The organism is Paenibacillus sp. FSL W7-1287 (assembly GCF_038004245.1).
Lineage (GTDB): Bacteria > Bacillota > Bacilli > Paenibacillales > Paenibacillaceae > Pristimantibacillus > Pristimantibacillus camelliae.
The window spans coordinates 1,530,802-1,547,947 of sequence record NZ_JBBORD010000001.1 but is presented as its reverse complement, the minus strand read 5'-3'; the positions used below and the strand labels follow the sequence as shown (position 1 = coordinate 1,547,947).

Here is a 17,146-nt window from a genome sequence, read left to right as displayed (position 1 = left end):
GATTCTGTAAAATTACGAATCAATTCATCTTATTCATTGATCCCAAACCTTTTTGCTGATCTAGCTCGGGCGCGTTCAATTTCAACCTCGCGATTTCGAGGCTCCGCTTTAGTCTCTAGCGCATCCAATAAATTTTGGGATATAAGCTGAATTTCATAAACGGCACGATTAAAAGCTTCTTCATTTGCCTTTGACGGCTTGTTAAAACCCGTTATCTTTCTCACGTACTGGAGAGCGGCTGCCTCAATTTCTTCGTTAGTAGCAGATGGTTCAAAGTTGAATAGCGTCTTAATATTTCGGCACATCATTATCTCCTATTAACCTTTTTTTATTTATTTTACTACGTTGTACTAGCCTTAGCCAGAACTACAAAAAAACTTGGAGAATCCTGTACTAAAGCAGGCTCTCCAAGTTTTTTTGTGTTATATGTTATTCCCACTCAATCGTCGCAGGTGGTTTAGAAGTAATGTCAATCATACCACTAATTGCTATCTGAGCATATTAATATAAGCGAAATTTTCCATTATCAATTTTATCTTCTAATAGATTTAATAAATTTATTACCTTAAAATCTGAGAATTGGGATGGCAACGCTCTTTTAGGGTCTGAAATGGTCGCAAATATTTTTTCAGTTTTAGTAAAGTTATTGTTATCGTATGTATAAGTTCTAATTATCTTATCAATGTGATTCATGTAATTTATTTTTTTTTGAAAAGTACTGTTACTCTTACGAAGTGATTTTATATGTGTATCAAGTTGAGCTTTACATTCTATAAATTTAATCAATTGACCTTTACTTTGTACCTTAACAACATCAACCAGGCAATTTTTCCCGATAAATTTCTTCTTAATTAGTTCCTTATTTTTATGACGAATTTTTGGTTCATGATAAATTTTAGATATCTTATTTTTCTCTAATAAAACCACTAGATACTCTACAAGGTCACCTCGAAAAACACCAAATCTTATCGTTCCTTTTTTATACTCATTATAAATGCTGCATGATAATAAACTTTTCAACGAACTGGGAATAGTAACATTTGCATAAATTTCTGCTTCTTCAATATAAGAATTTAACTCATCCTTAAAGTATTTTTCGGTAACACTGAAATTGAAGTTAAAAACTTGCAGAAATTTAATTATACCTTCTAGCAAAGCTGGTGAGTATTCTTCGTATTTAACAATATAACAAAAAGGGGGGGATGATTTAATTCTTTTGTAACTATCTATCTTATTATTACCAAAACGTAGATGCTTAAAGTTTTTAATTGGATTTATTCTCATATTTCCACAAATCGTAAGGTAATTTCATATTCGGAATACCAACCTGTACAGAGAAATCAAATACCCCTTTTTGTATATAAGGAACTAGTTGTCTTAACACTTCTTCTCGAATTTCGACATCATCCTCTTTTGAAGTCTCAATAAAAACCCTGTACTTTGAATTAAATTCTCCACAAATATTCTCATCATCTTCATCATCAAAAAATTCTTCTTTATTGTCAGAAAGTTCTTGAATCATAATTGAGAAATCCACTTCAACGAGTTTCAAATTTTCTTTATTTTTATTTTTCGAAATTTGAGTTTCAATCTCTATTCTTAATCTAGCTCCTTCTTGCAATTTCTCATTATTTAGGCATGAATATGATAACATCGGAACTAATATATCATTGATTATTATACTCACTTAATACCTAACCTCCTAAAGAATCCTTAATAAATATAGCTATACTTTCTTTTTTTACCATCACTAGAAATAAATTCAAAATGGTTAATGTTATTTTTGTAATGATTTTCTTTCTTAAAGTCCCTTACCTTATTAGTATTTCTTTCGAAGTCTCTATATACACTGTCATAAAATTCAGAAAGTAAGTTCATTACTGTACCAATAGTTTCAGGAGTTAAATTCTCTAGATTTCTGTTTAATCTAGATTTTTTTATTCCAAGTAGTTGTTGAATCTTACTCTCATCTAACATTCTTACATTTGAAAATTTCTCTTCGATTAATTTTTTCTTATCATTAGTATATTGAATGAAGTAAGTATTTTCGAGCGGATCATTATTGATAGCAATATCATTTACTAGGTCTTCTAGACATGTATTATCCTCTTTTTCTTTCAAACTCTCGTACAATTTTAATGTAGAATTTTTCAACTCGAAATATTGCTTTTCTAAACTTCTGTACTCATTTCGTAATAATTGACTTTCATTTTGTACAAAAGACGTAACATACTTATTCATCGCTATATCCCTCCTTCTTTTGTTCTTTCTGTTATATATTATGACTTAGGCAAGGAAATGTTAAACGATCTACATTAAAATTTCAGAAAATCATTAATGATTTACTGAATCAATTGATCAATCAATATATTACCATTAAATCCAAAATGAATCCAATATTTACAGGTATTCCATTTTGCATAGATGGATGTTGAACAATAATACTTAGTAAAACACTTTTAAGCTCATTCATGTTGTTAAAAAACAAATGAATGAGCTTATCTGTCTATACTGTGTGCCTACTCCCACTCAATCGTTGCAGGTGGTTTAGAAGTAATGTCATACACAATACGGTTAACGTTATCTACTTCATTTACGATACGAACAGAGATTTTTTCTAGCACGTCCCAAGGGATACGTGCCCAGTCTGCTGTCATACCGTCAATGGATGTTACTGCACGAATACCTACCGTGTAGGAGTACGTACGAGCATCGCCCATTACGCCTACAGACTTCATGTTCGGCAGCGCCGTGAAGTATTGCCAGATCTCACGATCAAGACCTGCTTTTGCAATTTCTTCACGTAGAATATAATCAGAGTCACGAACGATTTTCAGCTTGTCCTCTGTTACTTCGCCAAGTACACGGATCGCTAGACCTGGACCTGGGAACGGCTGACGCCATACGATTTCAGCAGGTAAGCCGCACTCTTCCCCAACCTTACGAACCTCGTCCTTGAATAGAGCTTTTAACGGCTCTACAAGCTCGAATTTAATATCTTCAGGCAATCCACCTACGTTGTGGTGAGATTTGATTGTTTGGGCAGTTGCAGTACCACTTTCTACGATATCTGTGTAAAGTGTACCTTGTGCCAAGAATTTGAAATCGTCGAATTTTGCAGATTCCTCTTGGAATACATAGATAAATTCGTTACCGATGATTTTACGTTTTTGCTCAGGATCATCAACGCCAGCTAGTTTACCTAGGAAACGTTCTTGAGCATCGATTTTAACAACCTTCATATCAAATTTACCAACAAAGGTTTCCATTACGCTTTCAGCTTCGCCTTTACGCAATAGACCGTGGTCGATAAACATACAAGTCAATTGATCACCGATTGCTTTATGAAGCAAGATCGCAACAACAGAAGAATCTACACCACCAGAAAGTGCGCATAGAACTTTTTCGTTTCCAACTTGTTTACGAATGTCAGCAATCGTATCCTCGATAAAGCTTTCCATTGTCCAATTTCCTTCGCACTCACATACGTTATATAGGAAATTACGGATCATCTCATTCCCCTTCAAGGAGTGACGGACCTCTGGGTGGAATTGTACAGCGTAGAAGCGACGTGCTTCATCACTCATCGCAGCGATCGGCGCATGCTCTGTGCTTGCATCTACTCTAAAGCCAGAAGGTGGCTCAATAACAAGGTCGCTATGGCTCATCCATACCGTTTGTGAGCACTCAAGACCTGATGTAAGTGTGCAATTATCGATAAAGGTAACGTCTGCTTTACCATACTCACGCTTGCCGGCACGCTCAACCTTGCCGCTTAGCTGATGAGACATCATTTGCATTCCGTAGCAGATACCTAAAATTGGAATATTCAAATCGTAAATCGCTGGATCAACAAGTGGAGAATTTTCTTCGTATACACTTGCAGGACCTCCAGAAAATACGATACCCTTTGGATTAATTTCGCGAATCTTTTCAACAGAAGTATTGTAAGGCAATAGCTCACTATATACTCCCAAATCACGAATACGTCTTGCAATCAATTGGTTGTATTGTCCTCCAAAATCGAGAACAACGATGATTTCGTTTTGCTTCGTCATGACCGAGCCTCCCATAATTAATGTGATAATTATAGCTATTTCGATTCCACGTAGTCAAGCAACTTCGACCGTTCTCCACAAAAACGTCGCGAACTACATAAAAAGGTCGTGTTATATGTCAAAACATCGACGTATAACACGACATTCCTTGAATTTTCTGATTTATACATTAATTTCAACCATTGGTTAAATCGAAGAAATTTTATCTCACTGCCACTGCCGTATCAGACTCATATTGCTCGTTGCCAAGAGGCAATACTTGATCCGTATCGACCTTCGAACGAATGCTAGATTTACGACCCTTACCGCTTTTACCACTTAGCCCTTGAAACATGTGGACAAGCTCTGCTGGCTCAGGAGGAGTCATCTGCTTGCTGTAGTAAAACCTTTCAAGCTGAGAGATTAGCTGCTTCAGTGCTTGCTTTTGCGCTTCGCCATCCACACTATCATAAAGCGACTCGAGTCGCTGTCTCCATGTTAAATGTGCCAAATCATCACTAATCCCTCGTTCTAAGGATCTAATCTGACGGGTGATGAGCAGCTCCATCGTATGCTGCAGTCGACTTTGCAGCTTAGGCAGCTCCGCTCGAGCCTGCTGTTGCATGCTTAACCGCTTCTTATTACGCGATGGGTAGCTGATTGGAAGTGCTAACAGCTGCTCATAGCTGCCCAGCAACTGGTAGCCTCGTCGATATCGACGAATTAACCATTGCTGCCTCATTGGCTGCCATGCCAAGCGAATAACTAGGCTGATCAATGTAAGACCAGCCGCAGCTGCGCCTATTAGCTGCCACTGCATCGGTGTAATGCTGGAGCCGATGCGATATAGCTCTGTCCAGATGCGGTCACCTAGCTGTCCAAGCTGAGAGGCAATACCTGCCGTTGCAGCTTCATCTTCCTCAGCGCCTGGTGTTGGATCAAATGCTACCCAGCCAACGTTAGGGAAATACACTTCTACCCACGCATGAGCATCCTTTGCGCTCACTTTATACTGCGTCTGAACAACACCGCTATCTAGCGTTCTCTCTCCAACTGCTTCTCCCATCTGATAGCCTTTCACATATCGAGCTGGAATATCCTGTGACCTTAACATAACGACCATAGCTGTAGCAAAATGAACACAATAGCCCTTCTGCTGCTCAAACAAGAAATGATCTACGAAATCTTGATCCTCTTGCGGAAGCGAGCTTTTTAAGCTGTATGTATAGTTTTCCTCGAGATATTGCTGGATTGCCATTACTTGATCATACCTACTCGTTAAGCCTCCTCCAGATACCTCCTGCGCAAGAGCAATGACCCTTTCCGGCAGCTGCTCTGGCAGCTGCAAGTAGGCTTGAAGCATATCGCTTTCCCACGCACGCTGCGCCAGCTCCTTATCTGGTGCTTCAAGGTCATTGAGTTCCTCTACATTGACGATCGGCAGCTCAGTCAGCACCGTATAGCTTTTTATCGGAGCATCCTTTATAGGGGAATACAGCGTGCCTGTTGCCGTCTCAGTAATATAATTGCTTAGGTTACGCTCAGGATCGCTTGCGATGAGCTCAAGCACAACCCCTTTTGTTCCTGATTGCATTAGCGGCATACCGATCTGAGGCTCAACATAGGAGATTGTTTGCTGCAGGCGAATGCGATTGCTGGTTGAACCAAGCTGCGCACCTGCCGTTGCCTCCTCAGGAATTGTATGCAGTGCAACCGCTCCATTCTGGTCACTCCAGCCCTTGCCTGTATAGGTCGATCTGATCTCAGCGCGCCAATTGCTCCTCTGAGCAGACCAACCGAAAAATACGACCTCATCCGATGTTCTTAGCGTCTGTCCAAGCACGGACTCATCGTGACCGTAGCCTGCCATTCCAACCGCACCCTCTCGATAGCTGCTGCTTGTGACATTTTTAAGCGGAAGGCCGCTTGTCTGCTGCGCCCATACAGAGAGATCTTCAGTAAAGGACGGTGAGAATAGGCTTGACCAAGCAACTGGCTCGCTTCGCTTTTCTTTATTATGACTCATCGCCATCCCTCCAGCGATAATCGTAACGGCAAGCAGAAAAATACTCACATATTGATACCTGACCTGCTTACCCCAGCTAGCCGTTGTTAGCTGCCTGCGCTGAAGCTTCGGTAGAGTTGTGAATGCGACAAGCAGCAATCCTTCAGCAATTGCTCGCAGCATACCCTGCCATATATCAATGCCTAAGGATGCATGCAGTGTAATAAGGTACAGCAGCGTCACAGCTGATAGAGAAAGAGAAAACTGGTAATACCATACAATGGACTGCAGTGATGGCGCCAGCAGCAGCCAACCTGTAAATAGTAGAATCGTACGGATCTCGTCATTCATCGACCATATGCCGTAATGCAGCATATCCTTCACATTTTCAGCCAGTAACGGTCCTAGCTCCATGGCCCATCCATAAAGCGATTGCTCGTCCCCTTTATAAATGAGAAACATTGCTCCGAGCCCTGTCACTACACCAATCAAGATGAAATAAGCGATTCTCGGCTTAAATAGACCGAATGCAAGGATAATAGCCGTCATCCATATCAGTGCCTGTGGGTGTAGAAGGCTGCTCCATTCCCCTGCACCTACCCAGGGCAAAAGCCACTCCAACAGCAAACCAAATAGTAGCAAGGTCGTGATGACTCGATAGGTAAAGGAGGGCTCTAATGAATCACGCTCCTGAAGCATATCGCTCACTTCCTTTCTCAATCTCAATGACCGGCTGCGGCTTTTCGCAGCTATAACGCCAGACAATTTGAATACCTGCCTGCTCCATTATTTTTTGCTGCTCACGCATTGCATAGGTCATCACTCGATTCGTCGTTACAAACTGCAGCTCTAATCTGCTGCCTTTTAGCAATGCGGCCTCAGCAAGGGCAAGCCAGCCCTCGTTATCCTTCCAAGCACCAGAATAGACAACAATATGTCCACCCGTCGGCAGCAGCATCGACATATGTGCTACTCGATCCTTCATATGCGCCGTTACATCTGGACGTGTGATAGCAAGTAAATATTTAAGCTCAGCGGCACCCTGCTCATCTGTATAATCAAAGCTCCAATTATCGCACAGCACAGAGACTCGTTGACGTTCTCCCGCTTCCACGGTGTCCGCCAAGCACCAGCTGATTAATGAGCCAAACATCTGATCTTGCTGGGCATCGCGATAAGGCAAATCATATTGGTCAAGCACGATGCAAAGTCGTGGTGCCGCTTCTTTATCTTCAGCCATTCGCGTATGCAGTCCTCTACCTCTTGCTGCGGCACGCTGATCAATTCTGCGGTAGCTGTCACCGGCCATATAGGGCCTTGTCATAGCACTCAATTCATCCTCGTTCTTACTTGTAATAGGTTGTTGAGGATGCAGGCTGCTTGTGCTCGGCGGACGATAGCTGCTATCTGCCTGCCTCTTCAGCCATCTACTGCTTGTATGACGCGCAACATAGCTTTCCTCCTCGGGCTTCTCAAGCCTTGGAAGAACAATGAGCTGAGCTTTTTGGATGCGCTCAACTTTTATACAGGTGAGCCCTAACCAGTCTCCGACGCGAATAATGGTAGGGGCAGCTTCATAGTTGCCTCTCTCCATATCTTGGATTCGATAGGTAAGTGACATTGATCGGTGGAATAGTGGCATAAAGCCTGCACGCAGCTTTAGTCGATGATCACGCATCATACTGGTGTTATGAAGCTGATCATCAATCGCATACCATATACCTGGCAGAGGCAAGCTGCGTTTCATGCGTACGGAAACCAACAGCTCACCTTGCTCCAGCATCAAAGCCGACATATCGCGCTCATAGCTGAGCTTACATGCTCCAAGCCAAGGAAAGACTCCGCTGAATATGATCACCATAGAAAATGTCGTAAGCAGCAGCCACTCAGGTGCATCACCACGCAGCAGCACAGCTGTTGCTGAAGCGAGCCAAAGCAAGATAATACCGCACCATGCCCCGTAACGCGTACGGTAGCTCGGCTCAAGCTCAATCACATGGCTAACTGGCTCAGTTCTTGTGCTAGCATTCTCGTTGTCAATGTCACCAGCAGCTATTGCTTCATGCTCACCTATGCTCTCATTGCTCGTTGTCATGCTGCTTGTATGATCGTGATCGATTGATTGAGCAACTGTGCTCCAATCTGCATTCGTATTGGCTGTATTCTGACTTGCACTTAAATCTCCATTCGATCGGACAGAAACTACTTTGGCTTCAGAAGCCCTTACTTTTTTCTTTTGATCTGCCTTCATCTTACTCTCCCCTTTAAATGGCTAGAGATCGGAATATGCTGCAGCAACCTCATCATCATATCCTGCTTCTGGGCATGAGCTGTCGGATAGCCCCTGAGCTCAATACGATGTGCGAGCACCGTTACGCCAAGCTGTAGTAAGTCATCAGGGACGATAAAGCCTCTATCCTGCATATATGCACTAGCCTGTGCCGCTCGCAGCCAGTCACGCAATGCACGTGGGCTTAGTCCTAGCAATAGCTCTTCGTTGTTCCTTGTTTCTGCAGCAACCTCCGTCATGTAGGCGAGCAAGGATGGATGGATATATACCTGCTGCAGCTCGGCCTGCATCTGCTGCCATTCCTCGTGTGAGATGAGTGCACGCAACAACTCAGGCTGTGGTCGTCTTGATGCAGCGAATTGACCGAGCAGCTCCTGCTCTGACTGCTGACTAGGATAGCCGATACTGAGCTGCATCATAAAGCGATCAAGCTGCGCCTCCAGCAGTCGATTCGTTCCTTCATAGCGAATCGGATTTTGCGTAGCGATAAATACAAATGGCTGGGGCAGCGCATAGGTTGTCCCTTCAATACTGACACTACGATGCTCTAATGCTTCAAGCAACGCAGACTGCGTTCTCGTGCTGGCACGATTCAATTCATCAGCGAGTACCACGTTAGCCATAATAGGACCCTCTCGATATACAAGCCCTCTGCCGCTGGCATCGACAACCATTCCGCCAACAATATCAGCGGGCATAAGATCAGAGGTGAATTGAATGCGATGAAACTTTCCGCCAAGCAATCTAGCAATCGCTGTAGCGAGCATCGTTTTTCCTACTCCAGGTACATCTTCGATTAGTAGATGTCCTCCAGCTAGCAATCCGACCATTACTTCGCGAATCGTCGCTTGCTTGCCTAATAATATTTGTCCGAGCCGTTGCTCCATGCGCTGCAGCAGCACGCTTGGCGGCTGGGCCCAATGAAACTCCGAACGTATAGAAACAGCTTCTTGCTCCGTCATTGGAGCGGCGTTAGAGGAATTAGTCATCGTTGTACCTCCTAGTATCATTTCTACCTCTAGTATCGCCACTCTCTCAATCTTTTAATCAGCTAGAGCCGCTGTATTCATATAAAATAGGGCAGCTTAAAGGTCACCTTGAATGCCCCTTAAACTGCCCTAAAGTCTCATATAACGCTAAACTGCACAGCCCCGAACATTTAGCTCGATGCTTGCTTTCGCAGCAGCTCCATTTGCTCCTTCAATCGCTTTGCTTGCTTTTCATTCAGAACCTTTCGATCCCATTTAATAGATTTCGCTAGTCGAGAGGTAACAGGCTCTGTTTCTTCCGTTATCGCGAGAAATTCATACTTCAGAGATTGAAAATAGTCGATAATGTCGGGTAAGGCAGCTACTGTTTCCGCATGCGTAGCACTGTCATGCAACAGGACAATCATGCGCTCGGCTACAGTCGCCTTCTTAATCTCGGCGATGATTTCTTCTGCGGTCACATCTCGGGAGCGTGAGTCTCCGCTATCCACATTCCAATCGAACACCGCATATCCTGCTTCCTCAACAGCCTTCAAATAGCTGCTGTCGAAATTCCCATGCGTTCCACCAGGCGCACGAAATAAGTAGGGTACCTTACCCGTCGTCTCGTAAATGGTCTCGGCTGTATCGATAACTTGATCGACAAATTGTTCTGGATGCTCATACAGCTCAGGATAGCGATGATTGTACGAATGATTGCCGATGCTATGTCCTTCCTTCACGATGCGTTGAGCAAGCTCAGGATATTGTGCGGTTTTTTCGCCTAGTACAAAAAAAGTAGCTTTAATATTTGAATCTGCGAGCAAGTCCAGAATTGGTGCTGTCAGCTTGCTAGGTCCATCGTCAAAGGTTAAATATACTCTTCCTGCATAGGAGCTGCTTGGATCGGGCTGCTTAGAAGGCGCCTCTGACGTCAAGTCTTCCCTATCCCTGCTAGGTTTACATGCTTCAAGCTCTGGGCTAAAGCTCTCGGACTGCATCGACAGCTGTCTTAGACAGCCTAGCTGTTCAGCGGCACCGTCATATATTTTTCCCATTGTGTCACGCTGAACGTTTTCTCCACGCTTCACTTGAAGAATATCGGTTGCTTCAAGACGCTGCTTGTTACGTTCTTGTGAGTATTGTAAACGGCTGTCTGTTTCTGCAGATGCTAGTGCTATACCTGTAGCTTCCTGCACCAGCATGTGATTGGCTGGCACAAGGGAGTATAGCTCGCCTATCGTCCATAGCGATGAAGCCATAACTAATGCTATCGCAGCTAGTAACACCCATTTTCTCCAACCTTTGCTCAACTTGCTCAACGACAACGCCTCCTGTATTGAACACTTCCTTCAATATATGAAATACATGTAGGACGCATGTCTTATAATTCGTATTTACAGAAATATCACGAAAAGAAAAACGAGCATTAGAGATCAGCCGCTTACAGCCACATCTCTAATGCTCGTTTCTTTATTACTTTATACGCGTGTAGGCCACATTTACATTTTTAGATCAGTCGTCCCTCTATTGTTTGCTGTGCATCTTAACTGCTTCAAGCACAGCATCGGCATGGCCTTTCACCTTAACCTTTAGCCATTGCTCGATTAGCTTGCCCTTTTCATCAATTAGAAACGTAGAGCGAACGATACCCATATATTCGCGTCCATATAGCTTTTTCAGCTGCCACACTCCATACTTCTCGCACACTTTATGATTCGTATCTGACAGCAGTAGATACGGAAGCTCCTTCTTCTCAATAAAATTACGATGTGACTTCTCGGTGTCCATGCTGATGCCAACAACCTCAACACCGAGCTGCTGCAGCTCTGCATAGCGATCACGCAGATCACAAGCTTCCTGCGTGCAGGCAGGTGTCATATTTTTAGGATAAAAGAAAATAACAACCTTTTTACCACGCTGCTCCTTCAGCGACCAGATGGTACCATCAGACGCAGGGAGACGAAATTGTGGTGCTTGTTTTCCGATTTGTAACATCATTGTAAGTACCCTCCTTTTAGAGGCAGTTCTAAAAGTCCCTCTTTGATCACGTTGTAACTCACTGTAGTTATTTCGACGTCGAATCTTGAACGCTAGCGAAAACTTCAGTGCTCACGTACTAAAAGCGTACGCTGCGCTCCTCGTTTTCTACTATCGGTCAACCTTCTTGGTGCTGAAAGATGAACTTTTTGAACGATTATTGAAGAGGTAGTTCAATAAGTCCCTCTTTGATCACTTTGCAACTCATTGTAGTTATTCGACGTCGAATCTTAACTCGAATCTTGAATTCAGCCTGGCGTTTAAGAGCCCGCTCCACGGTAGCGTTTCACGCCACGATTCCATATGAACAGGCCAATGCCAAGAACAACTAAGCCGACGACTGGTGTTAGCAGTGCTAGCTTAGAGATATCATCTTCCTTCGGTTCGAGAAAATAAGAGGCTGGAATAATGCCAACAAAGGCGAATGGCAATATCCATGTCAATACAAAGCGAATTAGCTTGTTGTATATATTTACCGGATAGCGACCATAGTTTTGAATGTTATACATGAGCGGTACAATGCCTGTTGGTGAATCTGAATAGAACGACAGCGCACTTAGAGCCGTATAGATACCACCGTAGATAAACACTGCGCCTAACACAAGCACAATAAATACGACAATATCGATAGCTTGCAGCGTCAGTCCCATCTCTAGCCAGCAAACAGCCATGACGATCATCCCGACAATTGAGCCGAACAAGGACGGCGGATCCATGTTTTCCAGCAGCACCTGATATAAACTGTGCGCTGGTCTTGTTAGCACACGATCCATCTCACCCTTCACAATGTAACGCTCTCCAAAATTCCATATGTTGAAAAATGTATTGAATACGCCAAACGGTACCATAAAGAAGCCATAGACGAAGATTACCTCAGATTGCGTCCAGCCGCCTAAGAGCGGTGTGTGTTGGAAAACGATAAGTATAAATATGAGGTTCATCCCCTGCTGAAGCAGATCAGAAATTACCTCGATCCAAAAATCAGCACGATAGGTCATCCGACTTTTGACATAGTTTTTTAAGTACTCAAGCATTAGCTTCATATATCGCATGTCGATTAACCCCCCTGCACAAACAGACGTTGTCTAGCTGCCCGCCACATGACCACAATCGGAATAAGCAGAACAACAAGCCAAACAAGCTGAATAATAAATACAGAGCCTGCTTCAGCCAGTGGTGTACGTCCAGTAAAAATTGAGCTTGGCAAATAAGTGATGGCTTGAAACGGAAGCCAGTTCATCACCGAGGATAGCCAGCCTGGAAAGAAAGCAATCGGTATAATTACACCTGAAAACAAATCAACCATAACTCGCTTCATACGCATAAGCCCTTCATTGTTCTCGACAAAGAAAGCAAACAGCCCAGTCATAATATTAAGCTGTGAATTAATAAGGAAGCTAAATACGAGCATCGCAAGATACGTTAACCATACGACTGGATCTGTCGGTAGATCGACAGGGAATATGAAGCAGACGATAGCTAAGCCTGGAATCATAAATAATAAAAAACGGAATAGTCCTTCTCCAAAGCCTTGCATTAATTTGACGATCAGATAGTTGTATGGACGAATCATTTGAATCGCTACGCTGCCATCACGAATTTCATTGGCAATATCGCGATCGAGATTGTTAAAGTAAAAGGCTCTTGCCATCCAAGAAATCGCTAGATAGGTCGTCATCTGATCGATAGAGAACCCTGCCAGCGTCTCCTGCGAGCCGTAGATAGCCTTCCACAAAAAATAATACGCACCAATATTAATGGCATAAATAATTATTCCACTATAATAATTTACGCGATAAGCAAGCATCATTAAAAATCGCATGCGAATAAAATCAAGATAAGCAGACATCATGACAGCACAGTCTCCTTCTCTTGGACGTGCTCCGCCTGTGTATTGTCCTCGCTATCCTTCACCTCTGCTGAGCCTGTCTGATAAATTCCACGTACGATATCATCTGTGTTCGTCTCAAATATTTTAATATCACGAATTTGCGCTCCGCCTACAACAAGTCCCATTGCTTCAGAAAAATTAACCTCGTGCGGTACGAATAATGTTGCAGTAAACTCATTCTCTCTTGTCCAAGCTACTTTCATCGTGCTCGTAAGCTGCTGTAGTCTGCTAATCGACATTGCCTCACCGAACTGGAACTGAATTTCGCGTCCTTTACTCCACGTCGTTTTCAGCTCCTCCAGTCCTCCATCATAAATGATCGAGCCGTCATCAAGCATAATGACACGAGAGCATAGCGCTTCGATATCCTGAAGATCATGCGTCGTTAGCAAAATCGTTGTTCCTTCTTGCCGATTCATCTCTAATAGAAAGTCACGAATTTCTGTTTTTACGACAATATCGAGTCCAATCGTCGGCTCATCGAGAAATACAATAGCTGGATTATGCAGCAGCGATGCGACAAGCTCACATCTCATCCGTTGCCCAAGACTTAGCTTGCGTACCGGACGATTCAACAATTCTCCGAGATGCAGTCGTTCGACCAATTGATCTAAGCGCCGATTAAAGTCGTTTAATGGCACATCATATACCTTGCGCAGCAGCTGGAAGGACTCTATCACTCCGATATCCCACCATAGCTGAGAACGCTGACCAAATACGACACCAATTCCTTTTACAAACTTCTCACGATCTCGATGAGGCACATAGCCATTAACGTTAAGCTCTCCTGAGGTCGGAACGAGTATGCCTGTCAGCATTTTAATAGTCGTTGATTTCCCGGCTCCGTTCTCACCAATATATCCGCATATTTCGCCCTGCGGGATTTGGAACGTAATATCATTAACTGCTGTGACATGTGTATATTCACGCTTAAATAAATCCTTGAATGCACCAGACAGACCCGCTCTGTTCTTCTGCACCTTAAACTGCTTACGCAGGTCTTTAACATCTATTGCTAGCATATGACAATGATAGCTCCTTTCATCGACATTTCCTGGGAAATATTATGGTAATACGAAAAACTTGCAACAACTTGTCTACTGCCATTATAATTTGATGATATGTAATCATACAAAAACTTCTAGCTAAATGTAAATGTTGTTCAGGTTCAAAATTTTGGCGATGACAAAGCACTCGGCGTTGCTTTGATCAAGAGTAGACTTTTTGAACAACCTATAGGCAAACTTAGTGGTGATTCTGTAATATGACCATGAACTAGTTTACCATAAAAGTAGCGATGAGGTTGTCTATGATACGCATGACATTATACACAGATATTGAAAGGGGACCAAACACGCGATGCGTACTCGGTCAAAAAAACGCAAATCAAAGTGGTTATTAACAATTATTCTTATCGTCGTAGCACTTATTGTTGGAGCAGCAGTATATTGGGGATCAGGTGTTTTCAGTGAACTGAACGGACTACAGAAGGATAAAAAGGATTCCTTAATTAATCCAGAAAATCCGACCATTGAAGTCGAAGTACCAAAATGGGAAGGCAAAGAGCGAGTGAACATTTTACTATTAGGCGGTGACGCTCGAGAAGCAGAGGAAAATGAGATGGCTCGCTCTGACTCGATGATCGTCGCATCCATCGATCCTGTTACGAAGCAAGCCAATTTGTTCAGTATTCTTCGTGATACGTACACGGATATAGAAGGCTACGGTAAAGGGCGAATCAATACAGCGATTACGCTTGGCGGGGCTCCACTTGCGATGCAAACCATAGGAGACTTGCTTGATCTAGAGATTCAATACTATCTGTATACCGATTTCGAAGGCTTCAAAGCACTAGTCGATGCGATTGGCGGCGTATATTATACGGTAGAAAAAAATATGAAATATACCGATAATGCCGACAAAAACCGCTATGATATCGATCTAAAAGAGGGCTACCAGCTGCTTGATGGAGACAAGGCGCTACAGTATGTCCGTTTCCGTCATGATGCGATGAGTGATTATACGCGCACAGAGCGTCAGCGCAACTTCCTCATGACCGTTGCAAAAGAGATGCAATCGACTTGGAATATTATTCGCATGAAGGAAATTATCAATAGTGTCTCGCCTTATATCGATACTAATATTAGTGTGAATGATATGTTGAAGCTTGGACAGCTTGGTCTTGGCTTGAAAATTGGAGATAGTGCACAGATCCCACCGTTTGATCTACTTCGTGAAACGTCAGTTGGTGGTGCTTCTGTATTGGGCTACTCAAGCAAGGAAGACATTCAAGGCTATGTCCAAGAGGTGCTAACACCAAAGCCTGATCCAACCAATGATCCAGATGCTGCACTTAGCGACGCTGATGCACAAGCCGATGGGGCAGATAGTGCAGGCAGCACGAACTGACATTAACAAACTCGGCTTAGAATATGTTAAACTAAAGAGCAGTGATGCTCTATCATTACACGCAAAGCAGGAGCGATCAATCGCTCCTGCTTTTATCGTTGTTGGACAGAGCCAATCCCTTATGTAAAAGGAGAATATTTATGTTAAACGAAAGAAAACGCTCAGAGCAGCTTTATGAGGAGGCTCTGCAGCATATCGTCGGAGGAGTCAATTCTCCTTCGCGTTCATATAAGGCTGTCGGGGGCGGTGCACCCGTCTTTATGGAGCGCGCACAAGGCGCTTACTTCTATGATGTCGACGGCAACAAATATATTGACTACTTAGCAGCCTATGGTCCGATCATTACTGGACATGCTCATCCTCACATTACTGAAGCGATTATTAAAGCTGCAACTAATGGTACGCTTTACGGTACACCGACAGAGCTTGAAATCCATCTTGCTAAAATGCTCAAGTCTGCGATTCCTTCGATGGACAAGGTCCGTTTTGTAAACTCGGGAACCGAAGCCGTAATGACGACCATACGTGTAGCACGCGCATATACCGGAAGAAACAAAATAATTAAATTTGCAGGATGCTACCATGGTCATTCTGATCTCGTGCTTGTCGCTGCTGGCTCCGGTCCATCTACACTGGGCATCCCTGACAGTGCTGGTATCCCTACCAGCATCGCACATGAGGTCATTACCGTTCCTTACAACGACATTCCTGCTTTGAAGGAAGCTTTGGAGCGCTGGGGAGATGAAACTGCCGCGGTTATGATTGAGCCGATTGTTGGTAACTTCGGAATGGTTATGCCTCACACAGGCTACTTAGAGGCAATATGCTCTCTATCTAGAGCAGCAGGAGCACTAGTTATCTACGATGAGGTCATTAGTGCATTCCGCTTCCATTACGGCTCATCTCAAACGTATGCTGCTTTCCCTGACCATCAAGCAATCGAGCCGGATCTTACCGCTCTTGGGAAAATCATTGGCGGTGGTCTTCCAATCGGTGCTTATGGCGGACGCAAGGATATTATGGAGAAGGTTGCACCGCTGGGCCCTGCTTATCAAGCAGGAACGATGGCAGGCAACCCTGCATCTATTTCTGCAGGTATCGCATGCTTAGAGGTGCTGCAAACTCCAGGCATCTATGAGCGAATGGATCAATTAGCGACTAAGCTTAAGCAAGGTTTGCTCGATGCAGCCAAGCAGTCTGATATCGCATTAACCGTTAATCAGATCCGCGGCTCGTTATCGACACACTTCTGTAATCATGAGGTGACAAACTACGATCAGGCACTTGATACCGACGGTGAAATGTTTGGACGATTCTTTAAAGGCATGCTCGAGCGCGGCATCAACCTTGCACCTTCGAAGTATGAGGCATGGTTCTTAACGACAGAGCATACTGAAGCAGATATTGATCAAACGATTGAAGCGGCACACGAGGTTATGTCGAAACTATAGTAGAAGCAGGTCTGTATTGTATTGCGGTTAACTGAATAAACTAAAGCATTTGAAT

At 43.5% G+C, this 17,146-nt stretch carries 15 protein-coding genes; 2 read left to right on the top strand and 13 right to left on the bottom strand.

Annotated features, from left to right (window positions below; genetic code table 11):
• Positions 1-29 precede the first annotated feature (29 nt).
• The 13 genes from NSQ99_RS06970 to NSQ99_RS06910 form a co-directional block, all read right to left on the bottom strand.
• Positions 30-305, bottom strand: a complete 276-nt coding sequence (locus tag NSQ99_RS06970; protein ID WP_340838747.1) for a DUF2277 domain-containing protein — start codon at positions 303-305, stop codon at positions 30-32.
• 196 nt (positions 306-501) lie between these two features.
• Entirely contained in the window at positions 502-1,284 is a 783-nt protein-coding gene (locus NSQ99_RS06965) for a hypothetical protein (RefSeq protein ID WP_340835891.1), read from the bottom strand.
• Entirely contained in the window at positions 1,265-1,687 is a 423-nt protein-coding gene (locus tag NSQ99_RS06960; RefSeq protein ID WP_340835890.1) for a hypothetical protein, read from the bottom strand. Before NSQ99_RS06960 ends, NSQ99_RS06965 begins: the two co-directional genes overlap by 20 nt.
• 26 nt (positions 1,688-1,713) lie before the next feature.
• Positions 1,714-2,241, bottom strand: coding sequence for a hypothetical protein (locus NSQ99_RS06955; RefSeq protein WP_340835889.1), 528 nt, complete (start codon positions 2,239-2,241; stop codon positions 1,714-1,716).
• 278 nt (positions 2,242-2,519) lie between these two features.
• Entirely contained in the window at positions 2,520-4,058 is a 1,539-nt protein-coding gene (gene guaA, locus NSQ99_RS06950) for a glutamine-hydrolyzing GMP synthase (RefSeq protein ID WP_340835888.1), read from the bottom strand.
• 202 nt (positions 4,059-4,260) lie between these two features.
• Entirely contained in the window at positions 4,261-6,741 is a 2,481-nt protein-coding gene (locus NSQ99_RS06945; protein ID WP_340835887.1) for a transglutaminase-like domain-containing protein, read from the bottom strand.
• Positions 6,725-8,293 carry a DUF58 domain-containing protein gene (locus tag NSQ99_RS06940; RefSeq protein WP_340835886.1) on the bottom strand — a complete coding sequence of 523 codons (1,569 nt, stop codon included), beginning with the start codon at positions 8,291-8,293 and terminating at the stop codon, positions 6,725-6,727. Before NSQ99_RS06940 ends, NSQ99_RS06945 begins: the two co-directional genes overlap by 17 nt.
• The gene (locus NSQ99_RS06935; RefSeq protein ID WP_340835885.1) at positions 8,290-9,321 is read right to left on the bottom strand and encodes an AAA family ATPase; all 1,032 of its coding nucleotides are present in this window, start codon (positions 9,319-9,321) and stop codon (positions 8,290-8,292) included. The genes NSQ99_RS06940 and NSQ99_RS06935 overlap by 4 nt, the downstream gene beginning before the upstream one ends.
• A 170-nt stretch (positions 9,322-9,491) precedes the next feature.
• On the bottom strand, positions 9,492-10,622 hold the full coding sequence (locus NSQ99_RS06930) for a polysaccharide deacetylase family protein (RefSeq protein WP_340835884.1): 1,131 nt from the start codon (positions 10,620-10,622) through the stop codon (positions 9,492-9,494).
• A 205-nt stretch (positions 10,623-10,827) separates the two neighbouring features.
• Positions 10,828-11,301, bottom strand: a complete 474-nt coding sequence (gene bcp / locus NSQ99_RS06925) for a thioredoxin-dependent thiol peroxidase (RefSeq protein ID WP_340835883.1) — start codon at positions 11,299-11,301, stop codon at positions 10,828-10,830.
• Between the two features lie 299 nt (positions 11,302-11,600).
• The gene (locus tag NSQ99_RS06920; protein WP_251669752.1) at positions 11,601-12,392 is read right to left on the bottom strand and encodes an ABC transporter permease; all 792 of its coding nucleotides are present in this window, start codon (positions 12,390-12,392) and stop codon (positions 11,601-11,603) included.
• A 5-nt stretch (positions 12,393-12,397) separates the two neighbouring features.
• Complete coding sequence (locus NSQ99_RS06915; RefSeq protein ID WP_251669753.1) at positions 12,398-13,192, bottom strand: ABC transporter permease; 795 nt, start codon at positions 13,190-13,192, stop codon at positions 12,398-12,400.
• Positions 13,189-14,253, bottom strand: coding sequence for an ABC transporter ATP-binding protein (locus NSQ99_RS06910; protein ID WP_340835882.1), 1,065 nt, complete (start codon positions 14,251-14,253; stop codon positions 13,189-13,191). Before NSQ99_RS06910 ends, NSQ99_RS06915 begins: the two co-directional genes overlap by 4 nt.
• 337 nt (positions 14,254-14,590) lie before the next feature.
• Between NSQ99_RS06910 and NSQ99_RS06905 the strand changes: the two genes are divergently transcribed.
• Complete coding sequence (locus NSQ99_RS06905; RefSeq protein WP_340835881.1) at positions 14,591-15,640, top strand: LCP family protein; 1,050 nt, start codon at positions 14,591-14,593, stop codon at positions 15,638-15,640.
• Between the two features lie 140 nt (positions 15,641-15,780).
• A complete protein-coding gene (locus NSQ99_RS06900; RefSeq protein WP_340835880.1) occupies positions 15,781-17,091 on the top strand; it encodes a glutamate-1-semialdehyde 2,1-aminomutase in 1,311 nt (436 codons plus the stop codon).
• The last annotated feature ends 55 nt before the right edge of the window (positions 17,092-17,146 follow it).